Raw genomic sequence first — 13,510 nt, 5'->3', positions numbered from 1 at the left:
CTAAATATAATTGATCTTTAAATTTAGTAATTTTGCTTGGCTGACAACTGAAATGGATGCTGATGAACAGATCATTAATGAAACAACATCAGATTTATTTTCTATTTCCAACATAAATTTACATAATTTTCAGAATAAAATAACTATAATTAAGGTGAATAAAATCTTTAAATCATTTTATTTAGGAGGAGATCTGATTGAACAAAAAATTGTTAGGAGTTTGTTTTATTTCATTATTGTCACTATCTGTACTAATTGGAGCATCCAGTTCAACAGTAAGTGCAACTACAACCAAAAATAAGACGTCGCTCACACCGTCGAGCAATCAAGTGTTAGATGAACACCTTTCACAAACTTTGATAAACTCTACGAGGATTGAATTAGAAAATGGTATGACAAAACCAATTTATTCAACAGATAATGCCATTATTGAAACTTTGTTAGTAGAGACAACTGTAGACAGTGATTCGGATGGGAAGAAAGATCGAGTATCAATTAAAGTAATGCGTCCTAAAACAGCTCCTGATGTGAAAGTTCCCGTCATCTATGAAATGAGCCCTTATCGTTCCGGACTACTTAATCCACCAGTCTATAATGTCGATGTTGACCTGATACCTGTAAGTAGACCTGGAAATAGAGTTGCAATGAATAAAGCTTACGCAATTGCGGAAGGACAGGCAGCCAATCTCGGATCTCTTGGGAATTATTATGTACCTCGTGGATATGGGGTTATTTTAGGAGAGAGTATTGGAACAGGTGCTTCAGATGGATGTCCTACAACTGGTGATTATCGTGAAATTGAAGGTACTAAGGCTGTAATTGATTGGCTAAATGGGCGGGCAAAAGCATTTACTGCAAATGGACAAGAAGTTTTAGCAGATTGGTCAACAGGAAATGTAGGAATGACGGGTGTTTCTTATAATGGAACTTTACCTAATGCAGTTGCTACTACTGGTGTAGAAGGACTTAAAACTATTATACCTACATCTGCTATTAGTAGTTGGTACGATTATTATCGTGCGAATGGTGCAGTAATAGCGCCAGGTGGTTATCAAGGAGAAGATGCTGATAATATGGCTGAAGCTGTTTTAACGCGAAAGAACCCTGAAGCATGTCAAAAAGTAATTAAACAATTAACGAAAGGGCTTGATCGTTCATCAGGTGATTATAATGATTTTTGGGCAGAACGTGATTATGTGAAAGATGCTAAAAAAGTAAAAGCAAGTGTGTTTATTGTACATGGTCTTAGTGATTGGAATGTTAAAACAAAGCATTTTGCACAATGGTGGGAAGCATTAGAAAAAAACAAGGTACCACGAAAAATGTGGTTACATCAAGGTGGGCATGGTGGTACATCAGCTAATAATTATAAGCAAACTGAAAATCGATGGTTCGATTATTGGTTGTATGGAGTAGAAAATGGAATTATGGAAGAGCCGATGGTAGATATCCAACGTGAAGACAAGACATGGAGCAAAGAAGCAAATTGGCCGGAGATCAATGCAGTATCAACTAAATTTCAATTAAACGCTAGCGAAAGCGGGGCAGGTACTTTAAATTTAAAATCATTACCTACTAAGCCACACGAAAATCAAACCATTATTGATGATCCGTTAAAGAAAGCAAATGTTCTTGTTGCTGATCCTGAAACAACATTACCAAACAGACTTGCATATCTTTCAAGTCAATTAACGAAAGATGTTCGGATAAGTGGAACACCAATGGTTAATATAAGGGCAAGTATCGATCGTAATGTTGCAAATTTAACAGCATTATTAGTTGATTATGGTGGCACAACGCCTAAAATTGTAACACGAGGATGGATGGACCCACAGAATTTAACTTCTTCTAGCAATTCCAAGCCACTTGTTCCTGGGCATGCTTATTCATTTAAATGGGATATGCAACCTCAAGATTATGTTTTTCAGACAGGCCACCGTATAGGTGTAGTGCTTATTTCTTCGGATTATGATTATTCCATTCGCCCTAAAGCAGGAACAAAAATAAAAGTGGTTCCAACATTAAGTAAAGTTGAATTACCCATTTTGGGCGGTGCTAGTGCTGTGAGATAAATGAAAAATAGAGTTATCCTATAAAGATACGAATGAAAATTTCATAATGATTAAGAAGGTTATATGGAACTTTTGACCTATTTAAATCGTATACAGGTTATAGAAAGAAAGTTGAAGGTGATTTAAATGGGTTGTATCGGGAATATATTATGGTTTATATTTGGAGGATTTATTAATGCAATTGGCTGGTTTTTGATTGGCTGCCTTTGGAGTATTACTATTATCGGTTTACCGATAGGACTTCAATGTTTTAAAATGGCGAAACTACAGCTAGCACCGTTTGGAAAAGAAATTGTCACAGTCAGTGACGGAGCTGGTAGCTTATTATTAAATATTTTATGGATTGTTTTTGGGGGTTTGGCATTAGCCATTGCTAACTTAGTTAGTGCGTTTATTTTGGCTATTACGATTATAGGTATTCCATTTGCAGTACAGGCATTAAAGATGGCTCAATTATCATTAATGCCTTTTGGAAAAGAGATACGTTAATGTAGAGTCAATTTCATTGGCGTAGTGAGTTGTTTACAGTGTCCAAAAGGATACAGACATTCATTTAATCTATTTGTAAATAGTAAGAGTGAAAAAAGGTAATCATCTACTTTTTAGGTGGTTACCTTTTTTGTGCGAAAGACATCCATTTTCTTTTAATAAAGCAAAAAATATTTGCGCGAAGAAAAATTATTTTGCTCGAAAAGCAATAGAATTCGGCTGTTCATGGAAAAAATGTTAGAAAATTGTTGAATTTTGCGGTTGTTTGAATAATGGTATGGAAATTGCAATTATTTTGAAATAAGGTTATTTTATTACATGATTTGTAAAAAGATAACTTTTAATAGAAGGCTTTGTTAAATTTCTATGTTGATTTTCACCGAAGTAGTGAATGAGCGAGAACAGCAAGATCACTGAGGCAAAACAGTTCAAGCGTGTGGAGGCTTACGAATTGACCGCAGAAAGCAAGCTTTTTCATCAATAGCAGTATCCTTTAACAATGCCTTTAAAAATAAAAAGCTTAACGAAGGAATTGTAAGCGTTTTATTAACATGGAAAAGGAGTGAAAAAAGAATGATAGTAAAAGAAGAAAAGAACATTACACAGGAACTCCCAAAACAAGAACAGAAATTGAAACGTGATTTGAAGTCGCGACATTTAACAATGATTTCTATTGGTGGAGCAATTGGTACTGGATTGTTCTTAAGCAGTGGAGCAGCTATAAGCTCAGCTGGACCTGGTGGAGCACTACTTGCTTATGCACTTGTTGGTGCAATGGTATATTTCGTTATGACTAGTTTAGGAGAAATGGCAGCTTTTATGCCAACAAGCGGTGCTTTTAGTACGTATGGTACTAGATTTGTTGATCCAGCATTTGGTTTCGCGATTGGTTGGACATATTGGTTTAATTGGTCGATGACGATAGCTGCTGAGTTAGCTGCATCCACAATGATTATGAAATTTTGGTTTCCAGATAGCCCATCATGGGTATGGAGTGCCTTATTTTTAGCTCTTATTTTTCTTTTAAACTATTTATCAGTTAAAGGGTATGGAGAAGGTGAATACTGGCTTTCCTTAATTAAAGTATCTGCGATTGTTATTTTTATCATCGTGGGTGTGCTCATGATTATCGGAATTATGGGTGGGGAAGCTGTAGGTTTTAAAAACTTTACAGTTGATGATGCTCCTTTTTCTGGTGGCGTATTAGGCGTATTTATCGTTTTTATTGCTGCTGGTTTTTCTTTCCAAGGTACTGAAATTGTAGGTGTTACAGCTGGTGAAAGTGAAAATCCAGCGAAAAATGTTCCTAAAGCAATTAAAAGTGTTTTCTGGAGAATATTGCTATTCTATATTTTAGCTATTTTTGTAGTAGGACTTCTTATTCCTTATACAAATCCAAATTTACAAAATGATAATGTTATGGTTAGTCCATTTACACTTATCTTTGAAAAAGCAGGTATTGCATTTGCTGCATCTCTTATGAATGCTGTTATTCTATCAGCTGTATTGTCTGCTGGAAATTCAAGTTTATATGCGTCAACACGTATGTTATATTCAATGGCAAAAGAAGGACAAGCACCACGCATTTTTGCTAAATTAAACAAACGTGGTGTACCTGTAGCAGGTATGATTTTAACATGTGCTATTGGAACTCTTGCATTCTTAGCTTCTTTCTTCGGAGATGGCATCGTATATATTTGGTTAATGAACGCCATAGGCATTACAGGGTTTATCTTCTGGTTAGGTATCTCCATCAGTCACATCGCTTCCGAAAAGCATATATCTCTCAAGGTCATTCATTGGATAAATTACCGTATCGAGCGAAATGGTATCCAATTGGACCAATTTTTGCAATTGCATGTGGTTTAATAGTAATTCTAGCTCAAAATTTTCAAGCATTTCTTGATGACAAGATTGATTGGGGTAGTATAGTAGCAGCTTATTTAGGAATACCACTTTTCCTTGTTTTGTGGTTTGGTTATAAGTTGATTAAAAAGACTAAATTTGTCAAAATTGAAGACATTAAATTTGATTTCGATAAAAAATATGATTAAGCCATATTGGACGCTTCTTGCTAGGAAGCGTTCTTTTTTTATAGCATTTTTAGGAGTAATATCATATGCTAGCTTGATTAAGGAAGCGTTGTTATGATTTAGTGAATTTTTTTGAATAAAATGATGAATATTTTTATGGGTAGAAAGAGTCCTCTCATAACAAGTTAGTACTTACCTTGTTATGAGAGGATTTTTGATAAGATAAGAAAGTATATAATTTGGAGCCAGGACAATTGTCTAACCTAATACACGCCATGCTTGGTTATGAGCCGTTCCTTTTTTAGTTGAAGTATATCATAGAATAAAAATGTAAATGGTTTCGCGATTTCTCTGAGATAATAGCTATATCAATAAGGACCTATAACGATTTTCCTTATCATTCTTCTTGTTTAGTAGTTTCCTTTAATTCAACTTCCTCTTGCGTTTTGGCTTCATGATTATCACGAATTGTTTTTTGTAAAACAAAGCTACTCATAATTAAAAATGCGCCTGAAACGGCATAGTACCCTTTTACACTTAATGACTCTTGTAAGTTATAAATGCCAATATATTCTGCACAAAATGCCAGAATAAAACTAGCCCAGGCTAAAAACGTAAACGCAGCTGTGTTTGATGTGTTCAACTAACATCCCCCCTTTTACATTAGTCATATTTCCTGAATGATAAAAGGTTGCATAAAAAATGTTCATGATAATGTACGGTGTTGAACGACATCCTTTTCAGGGTAAAAGACATCAAAGGTTAAAAACAGTTATAATGAAGTGAACCTTTTAATTGGTGAGATGTTTATTTGTTTTTCTAATAATAAAATGAACGATAATAGTGGATGATTAAACTTTCATTGTGTAGACATTGAGTTAATTTGAATAGATAAAAAAGTTGAATTTAGGAGTGAGAACACTTGTCGAAAATGAAGATATTAGTTATTGAAGATGCAGAATCACTTCGAAATGAATTGAAGGAATTTTTAATGAACTATGGGTATGAAGTAGAAGCACCTGACGATTTTCAGAACATTATGAGCTATACGACTAAGGAGGATGTACATCTTATCTTATTAGATATCAATTTACCAGTATTTGATGGCTATTATATTTGTAGAGAGATTCGTAAGTCATCGCAAGTACCGATTATTATTGTAACAAGTCGTAATAATGAAATAGACGAACTAATGAGTATGAATTTAGGAGCCGATGATTTTGTAACTAAACCTTATAATACACAAATCTTATTAGCAAGAATTGAAAATTTATTAAGAAGAACTTATGCAAATCAAGAAGCAGCAATATTAGTAAGTGGTGAGTTAAAATTACATTTATCAAATGGTACGATTTCATATCGCGATAGGCAGGAAGAGTTAACAAAAAATGAATTAAGAATTCTTCATTGTTTAATGAAAAACAAAGGGAACATAGTTTCAAGAGAAGAATTAATGGAAGATTTATGGTCATCTGATTTATTTATTGATGATAATACTTTATCAGTTAACATAACAAGACTTCGTAAAAAAATCGAGGGAATTGGAATGAATAATCCAATAGAAACTAGACGTGGATTAGGATATATCATGTCATGAACATCAGAGATTATTTCAAAGAAAGATTCCTGTTTTTGTTTATTAATATATCTCTTTGTATTTTTGTGTTGATTTTTTTATGGCTAATTCACGCGCAGCTAGTCGTAATGGTAATTGTATTATTAGGCTGGTTTGTACCATTACTTACTTCTTATTTTATTGATTTTTTTCGAAGAAAAAGATTTTATGATGAATTAATAGCAAATGTTGAATCTCTAGATCAAAAATATTTATTGCCAGAAATTGTAGATGAACCAGATTTTTTAGAAGGTCAAATTTTATATGATATTTTAAAAATGACAGATACGCAAATGCATGAGCATGTAAATAAGTACAAGAATAGTCAAACAGAATATCGAGAATACATAGAAGCATGGGTACATGAGGTGAAGACTCCAATTGCTTCAAGTAAGCTTATGCTAGAAAACCAGAAGAATGTTTTAACGAAGGGTTTAGCTGAAGAATTAGAGAAAATCGAAGACTATGTTGAGCAGGCACTTTATTATGCACGTAGTAGTAGTGCAAGTAAAGATTATATTGTTAAGGAATTTCATCTTAAAGATTGTGTTTCAAAGATTATAAAGAAAAACGCCAAATCATTTATTCATAAAAAAATACAGCTCCAATTAACTGAGTTAGATGAAGTAGTTTTTAGTGATGAAAAATGGGTTGAATTTATTTTAAATCAGATAATCGTGAATAGTATTAACTATTGTCAGAAAGAAGATAGTAAAATTCGTATTTTCACGAGTAAAAGTAATCATAATCTAATATTGCATATTGTCGATAATGGTATTGGAATCGATGAAAAAGATATAGGCCGCGTTTTTGATAAAGGTTTTACAGGTAAAAATGGTAGAATATATAGGAAATCGACTGGAATGGGCTTGTATTTATGCAAGATGTTAGCGGATAAATTGCATTTAGGTATCTCTATTCAATCAACTAAAAACGAAGGAACGGAAGTACAACTTGTCTTTCCGAAAAGTAAAGTGGTGTTATTAGAGTCTTGATAAAGACTCTTTTTGCGTTTTTCTTATTGTCTAGCTCCAGTACCTAGCCCCTCGGGGACACAAGCCAATCTGTCCATAAGGTCAAAGAGCAACCTTCTGTCCAGCTAGTCTTGTGCTGGTCGGGGCTGAGTAAGGCACTTCCGCATTTCTTATTGTCTAGCTCCAGCACCTAGCCACTCGGGGTCATAGACAGAGCGTAATTCTATACATTTCTAATTCCTTAATTTCAGGCGGCAGGCTCCCGAACATGCGGAGCTAAACGTGTTATTCCGGTTTGCTAACTTACAAAAATGTAAGCTTTTCGAAATATACTTCAATATGTATTTTGTCTAGTTATAGATACACTAAGAACATTAAGAAAAGGAGAATATATGAATATGACAAAAGTTCTTACAGTGAATCAAATTGAAAAATACTTTGGAAATAAAGGTAATGTTTCTAAGGCAATTGATCATATAAGTTTTGAAGTAGAGAAGGGTGAATTTGTTGGAATTATGGGTCCGTCTGGAAGTGGAAAAACGACTTTATTAAATTGTATATCTACAATTGATACAGTTACGACAGGACAGATTTCTATTAATGGACAAGATATTACGAAGTTAAAAGCAGGTAAGCTTGAAAAATTTAGAAGAGATGAACTAGGCTTTATCTTTCAAGATTTTAATCTTTTAGATACCTTAACAGCCTTTGAGAATATTGCGATTGCCTTAACGATTCAAGGACGAAAGCCATCTGAAATAACAAAGCTTGTGAAAGACGTGGCTACAAAGTTAGAAATTACAGGCGTATTAGATAAATTTCCGTATCAGATGTCTGGTGGACAGAAACAAAGGGTCGCTTCAGCTCGCGCAATAGTAACGAATCCTACACTGATATTAGCCGATGAACCTACTGGAGCTCTTGATTCAAAATCAGCACGTTTGCTTTTAGATTCCTTTGAGAAATTAAATGAAGAGCTACAAGCTACCATATTAATGGTCACTCATGATGCATTTACAGCTAGCTATGCAAAACGAATTTTATTCATTAAGGATGGTAAGATTTTCAATGAATTAGTACGTGGAAATGATACAAGAAAAGAGTTTTTCAATCGTATTATCGAGGTTGTAACTCTTTTAGGCGGTGACACAAATAATGTTCTTTAAATTATCAGCTAGAAATGTGAAACGAAGCTTTAAGGATTATTTTATTTATTTCTTAACACTTACTTTTGCTGTTTGTATTTTTTATAGCTTCAATTCATTGTCTGATCAAAAGGCGATGGCTGATGTATCAGCAAGTGTATCAGATAATATCCAGATGTTAACTCAAATCATCTCCATGATTTCTGTATTTGTTTCTGTCGTTTTGGGATTTCTAATCATTTTTGCGAATAATTTTCTAATAAAAAAAAGGAAAAAAGAGCTTGGTTTGTACATGTCACTTGGTATGAGCAAATATACTATTTCACGTATTCTCGTAGTAGAGACGTTTTTTGTTGGTATGATCTCTTTAGCAGCTGGTTTAGGAGCAGGGATATTCATATCTCAAGGTCTTTCAGTATTAACAGCAAAAATGTTTGAAATTGATGTCACGAAGTTTCAATTTGTTTTTTCTAGTGATGCTTTAGTGAAAACGGTTCTATACTTTGGTATTATCTTTTTATTTGTGATGCTCTTTAATAGCGTTATTGTTTCTAGATATAAGCTGATTGATTTATTAACAGCAGCTAAAAGGAATGAGAGCTTAAAAATACGTAAAACGTCAACGTCTGTCATTTTATTTATTATATCGGTGCTTATTTTAGGTGTCTCTTACGGAGTCATGCTAAAGTACGGCCTTGTTGAAAGCATGAATCTAACGTGGTTTTGTGTTGGCTTAGGATCTCTTGGGACATTTCTCTTCTTTATGTCTTTATCAGGATTTGCCTTAAACATGCTACAACGAAACAAAAATATTTATTTTAAAGATGTCAATATGTTTGTTTTGCGTCAAATTAATAGCAGGGTTAATACTACCTTTGTTTCAATGACTATTATCTGCATTATGTTATTTTTTACGATAGGGGTATTATCGACTGGCTTTAGCTTGAAAAATTCTATGCAGCAGGATTTAGATCAAGTTACACCTTATGATGTTTCTATTTATAAATATCTTGATGAAGAGAATACATTATCTGTACCAGATGCGTTAAAGCAAATGAAGATTGATATGAACCATTATGGAAATGCTTTTGGCTTTTATGAGTACAACACGCATACTGGAATGAATGCTATGCTAAAACCATATGCAGATGAAAAAACAGCATCGATGTTTTCAGGATCGTATGATGCTCCTATTATGGCTATTAAGAAATCAGATTATGAGCACTTAGCCAAAATGCAAGGGAAAGAACCATTGTCGAGTGACAAAGATGAAGCCATTTTACTATCAAATGTATCAGCGATGAAAGATACATTAAATCGCTTTATTAAGGATCAACAAAAAATCACTTTAGATGGTAAGGAATATAAGATTACCCAAAATGAAGTGCAAACATTATCTATTAAGACAGATTATGTAGCCATGCAAACGCTAGTAGTGGTTGTTCCAGATCAAGCGGTGAAGAATTGGAAGCCAAGTATGTCTAACGTCAATATAAGCTATAAAGGTAACAATGAAAAATTTGATGATGAATTTTATCAAATGTTTAATTCCTTTATGACACCAGGCGGTAATACGGAGAAATATGACTTCTTCTTAAATGGTGTTACAAAAACGCTCGTTTATGATATGAGTGTAGGACAATCTACAACTTTCGTTTTCATTGGAATTTATCTTGGTATTGTATTCTTAATTTCAAGTGCAGCAGTACTTGCCTTACAACAATTATCTGAGGCAAGTGATAATATCGAACGTTACACAATGTTGAGAAAAATAGGTGTGACAAAGAAAGGAATTAATAAAGCAATCTTTAGACAAATCTTTATTTATTTTATGATGCCATTATATTTAGCGATCGTTCACTCTATATTTGGTATTCAAGTAGTAAATAAAGCGATTGTTTTCTTTGGTGAATCCAGTGTTTTACTACCTTCCGTAATTACTGCGATCATAATAGTTGTTATATATGGAGGATACTTCTTAGCAACCTATTTTGGGTATAAAAATATCGTCAAGGAATAGAAAAGAAACTTGACTTAAAAGGTCATTTGTTATTATTTTTCATGGATTAAAAGTTGAATCTATCTTTTAATAGAGGTTTTACCGCATACTTTGTTGCCAATGAACAAATATTCATAAACATGGTTATTGTTAAAAATAAGATTAGAGGCGTCCAATAGTGATGGAATATCACTGTTGGACGCCTCTTATTGTTCTATATGACTTTCTAATAAACGATTATTTTTTGTTAGAAGCATTTCTAAATTATTTCGTAGTTATTATAAAATTCAAATCTTTCAAAAGTGTAAGCTTAGTGAAATATTAACCAATATTTCATTCTGTTTAGAGAGTGTACACTATGAGTATAAGAAAACGAGGAGTGGAAGAGGATGAGTAACGTACTAAAGGTAACGGATATCGAAAAATATTTTGGTAATAAAGGTAATGTTACAAAAGCAATTGATCGCATTAGTTTTGAAGTGGAGCAAGGAGAGTTTGTTGGAATTATGGGCCCTTCAGGAAGCGGAAAAACGACTCTGCTCAATTGTATTTCCACAATAGATACGGTAACGACTGGTCAAATTAGAATTAAGGATCAAGATATTACAAAATTAAAAGCAGGAAAGCTAGAGAAGTTTCGAAGAGATGAATTAGGATTTATTTTTCAGGATTTTAATTTATTGGATACACTAACAGCATTTGAAAATATTGCTTTAGCCCTTACGATACAAGGGAGAAAACCAAGTGAGATTACAGAATTAGTTAACCAAGTGGCGACTAAATTAGAAATTAAGGAAGTACTTAATAAATTTCCTTATCAAATGTCAGGTGGTCAGAAACAGAGAGTAGCTTCAGCTCGAGCGATTGTTACAAATCCAACTCTTATATTAGCTGATGAGCCGACAGGGGCACTGGATTCAAAATCCTCTAGTCTTTTGCTAGATTCATTTGAAAAATTAAACGAAGAATTGAATGCAACCATCTTAATGGTCACACATGACGCTTTTACTGCAAGCTATGCTAAACGGATTCTATTTATTAAAGATGGCAAACTCTTTAATGAATTAATTCGTGGAGATGATACAAGGAAACAGTTTTTTAATCGAATTATCAAAGTTGTAACCTTACTTGGAGGTGACACGAACAATGTATTTTAAGTTATCAACTCGAAACGTAAAAAGGAGCTTTAAAGATTATTTTATTTATTTTTTAACGCTTACTTTTGCGGTTTGTGTATTTTATTGTTTCAATTCAATTTCCTCTCAAAACGCTATGATGCGTTTGAATGCGACTCAATCAGCAATGATTGAAAGCTTAACAGAGATTCTATCAATGGTTTCAGTATTTGTATCGGTTGTTCTTGGTTTTTTAATTATTTTTGCTAATAATTTTTTAATTAGAAGACGGAAAAAAGAGCTTGGAATTTATATGACACTCGGCATGAGTAAATATTCTATTTCTCGAATTATCGTTGTTGAAACAGTATTCGTTGGGCTAGTTTCTTTAATTGTTGGATTATTATTAGGAATTATTTTTTCTCAAGGACTGTCTGTATTAACAGCCAAGATGTTTGAAGTGAATATAACAAACTATTCATTTGTATTTTCTAGTGAAGCAATGTTAAAAACGATATTGTATTTTGGAATTATCTTTTTCCTCGTGATGGTTTTCAACAGTATCATTATTTCTAGATATAAATTAATAGATTTAATAACAGCAGCTAAAAAGAATGAAACGTTAAAGGTTCGAAAGACATCGACTTCTATTATTATTTTTATCTTATCGATTATTATTTTAGGAATATCTTATACAGTGATTCTTAAAAATGGTTTATTGAAGGATATGAATATAGTTTGGGGTTGCGTTGCATTAGGAAGTTTAGGAACGTTTTTGTTCTTCATGTCACTATCAGGCTTTGCTTTGAATATGATTCAAAAGAATAAGAAGATCTATTTCAAAGAAGTAAACATGTTTATTTTGCGTCAAATCAATAGTAAGGTAAATACTACTTTTATTTCAATGACAGTCATTTGTATCATGCTCTTTTTTACAATAGGTGTATTGTCGACAGGATTTAGTTATAAAACTATGGCAAATGAAACCCTTAGAAATACAACACCATACGACGCTACTTTTACTTTGAATGTTGATGAAAATAGTAAGATAACAAATGTAAAAGAGATTGTTAAACAAGAGGGCTTAGACCTGGATCAAATGGGAGAGGCACATAGCTTTTACCTTTATGATACGGGATTAAGTATTCCGAATTTACTTACACCTTATTTAGAAAAGGATGTTGAAAATGTTTTTAAAGGATTTGGCGCACTTTCGTTACGATTAGTTGCATTAACACAGTCAGATTATAATGCTCTGGCTAAAATGCAAGATCAGGATCCTATTCATTTGCAAGATGATGAAGTGGCTTATATGACGAATATGAAAGAATTAAAAGGATCGATCTTGAAGCTTGTTGAAGGCAAAAAAACGATTAATTTGGCAAAGAAAACGTTTCACGTGAATAGTGAAGTACGAGAATTTACTTATATGACAGATTACATGGCAAGAGATTTTTTAACTGTAGTCGTTCCTAATCAAGTAATATCTAAAATGCCGATACAATCCTCTATGGCCAATCTTATGTATACGGGTAATAAAAAAGATAATGATGATAAGATAGATAAATTCATGATGTCTTCAATGAAAGAGGGCAAGGAAATAGAGTTTTATGGTTTAACTAAGAAGATGATATATGACGTTTCAGTAGGGAATTCAACGATTATTGTTTTTCTCGGTATATATTTAGGTATCATTTTCTTAATTTCAAGTGCTGCTGTACTTGCTTTACAGCAATTGTCTGAAGCTAGTGATAATAAAGAAAGATATATCATGTTACGCAAAATAGGGGTGACAAAGAAAGTCGTTAATAAAGCGATTTTTAGACAAATCCTTATATATTTTATGATGCCACTTTTATTGGCAATTGTGCATTCCATTTTCGGTATTCAAGTCGTTAATCAAATCTTAGTGCAGCAAGGAAAAGCGAGTGTCATACTGCCGGCAACATTTACTTCTATTGTTATGATTGTTGTCTATGGAGGCTATTTCTTAGCTACTTATACGGGATACAAAAATATCGTAAAGTAAAAAAACGTCACAGTCCTTTTGGTGTGAGAGGCAGTCTGG

Annotated in this window: 9 protein-coding genes and 1 pseudogene; 9 read left to right on the top strand and 1 reads right to left on the bottom strand. The window is 33.1% G+C overall.

Going from position 1 to position 13,510, the window contains the following annotated elements; all coding sequences use genetic code 11:
• Positions 1-329: 329 nt before the first annotated feature.
• From BN349_RS16985 to BN349_RS24200, 3 genes and pseudogenes are all read left to right on the top strand, one after another.
• On the top strand, positions 330-2,072 hold the full coding sequence (locus tag BN349_RS16985) for a Xaa-Pro dipeptidyl-peptidase (protein WP_425457683.1): 1,743 nt from the start codon (positions 330-332) through the stop codon (positions 2,070-2,072).
• A gap of 126 nt (positions 2,073-2,198) precedes the next feature.
• Positions 2,199-2,561, top strand: coding sequence for a YccF domain-containing protein (locus tag BN349_RS16980; RefSeq protein WP_019243532.1), 363 nt, complete (start codon positions 2,199-2,201; stop codon positions 2,559-2,561).
• A 573-nt stretch (positions 2,562-3,134) separates the two neighbouring features.
• Positions 3,135-4,615 (top strand): annotated as a pseudogene (locus tag BN349_RS24200) (amino acid permease).
• A gap of 376 nt (positions 4,616-4,991) precedes the next feature.
• On the opposite strand, the gene BN349_RS16970 reads toward BN349_RS24200, so the two are convergent.
• Positions 4,992-5,237: a YiaA/YiaB family inner membrane protein gene (locus tag BN349_RS16970; RefSeq protein WP_019243531.1), complete on the bottom strand. Its 246-nt coding sequence runs from the start codon at positions 5,235-5,237 to the stop codon at positions 4,992-4,994.
• Positions 5,238-5,525: 288 nt separating this feature from the next.
• On the opposite strand from BN349_RS16970, the gene BN349_RS16965 reads away from it, so the two are divergent.
• The 6 genes from BN349_RS16965 to BN349_RS16940 all read left to right on the top strand — a co-directional run bounded on the left by BN349_RS16965 (position 5,526) and on the right by BN349_RS16940 (position 13,471).
• A complete protein-coding gene (locus tag BN349_RS16965; RefSeq protein ID WP_034294645.1) occupies positions 5,526-6,191 on the top strand; it encodes a response regulator transcription factor in 666 nt (221 codons plus the stop codon).
• Positions 6,188-7,204, top strand: coding sequence for a sensor histidine kinase (locus tag BN349_RS16960; RefSeq protein ID WP_019243529.1), 1,017 nt, complete (start codon positions 6,188-6,190; stop codon positions 7,202-7,204). The genes BN349_RS16965 and BN349_RS16960 overlap by 4 nt, the downstream gene beginning before the upstream one ends.
• A 377-nt stretch (positions 7,205-7,581) precedes the next feature.
• Positions 7,582-8,349 (top strand): ABC transporter ATP-binding protein, encoded by a 768-nt coding sequence (locus BN349_RS16955; protein ID WP_019243528.1) that lies wholly within the window; start codon positions 7,582-7,584, stop codon positions 8,347-8,349.
• Positions 8,339-10,348, top strand: a complete 2,010-nt coding sequence (locus BN349_RS16950; protein WP_019243527.1) for an ABC transporter permease — start codon at positions 8,339-8,341, stop codon at positions 10,346-10,348. Before BN349_RS16955 ends, BN349_RS16950 begins: the two co-directional genes overlap by 11 nt.
• Before the next feature lie 368 nt (positions 10,349-10,716).
• Complete coding sequence (locus BN349_RS16945) at positions 10,717-11,484, top strand: ABC transporter ATP-binding protein (protein ID WP_019243526.1); 768 nt, start codon at positions 10,717-10,719, stop codon at positions 11,482-11,484.
• A complete protein-coding gene (locus tag BN349_RS16940) occupies positions 11,474-13,471 on the top strand; it encodes an FtsX-like permease family protein (RefSeq protein WP_019243525.1) in 1,998 nt (665 codons plus the stop codon). The genes BN349_RS16945 and BN349_RS16940 overlap by 11 nt, the downstream gene beginning before the upstream one ends.
• The last annotated feature ends 39 nt before the right edge of the window (positions 13,472-13,510 follow it).

Origin of the sequence: Bacillus sp. AP8 (assembly GCF_000321185.1) — a bacterium.
In the GTDB taxonomy this organism is placed as follows: Bacteria; Bacillota; Bacilli; order Bacillales; family DSM-1321; genus Bacillus_AD; species Bacillus_AD massilioanorexius.
The sequence above is the reverse complement of the archived record's forward strand: the minus strand, read 5'-3'. Positions and strand labels throughout refer to the sequence as shown.

What these genes read in the sequence shown, in the direction of transcription:
- BN349_RS16980 (WP_019243532.1), top strand. Translation starts at nt 2,199, where the DNA reads ATGGGTTGTATCGGGAATATATTATGGTTTATATTTGGAGGATTTATT.
- BN349_RS16965 (WP_034294645.1), top strand. Translation starts at nt 5,526, where the DNA reads ATGAAGATATTAGTTATTGAAGATGCAGAATCACTTCGAAATGAATTG.
- BN349_RS16960 (WP_019243529.1), top strand. Translation starts at nt 6,188, where the DNA reads ATGAACATCAGAGATTATTTCAAAGAAAGATTCCTGTTTTTGTTTATT.
- BN349_RS16955 (WP_019243528.1), top strand. Translation starts at nt 7,582, where the DNA reads ATGACAAAAGTTCTTACAGTGAATCAAATTGAAAAATACTTTGGAAAT.
- BN349_RS16950 (WP_019243527.1), top strand. Translation starts at nt 8,339, where the DNA reads ATGTTCTTTAAATTATCAGCTAGAAATGTGAAACGAAGCTTTAAGGAT.
- BN349_RS16945 (WP_019243526.1), top strand. Translation starts at nt 10,717, where the DNA reads ATGAGTAACGTACTAAAGGTAACGGATATCGAAAAATATTTTGGTAAT.
- BN349_RS16940 (WP_019243525.1), top strand. Translation starts at nt 11,474, where the DNA reads ATGTATTTTAAGTTATCAACTCGAAACGTAAAAAGGAGCTTTAAAGAT.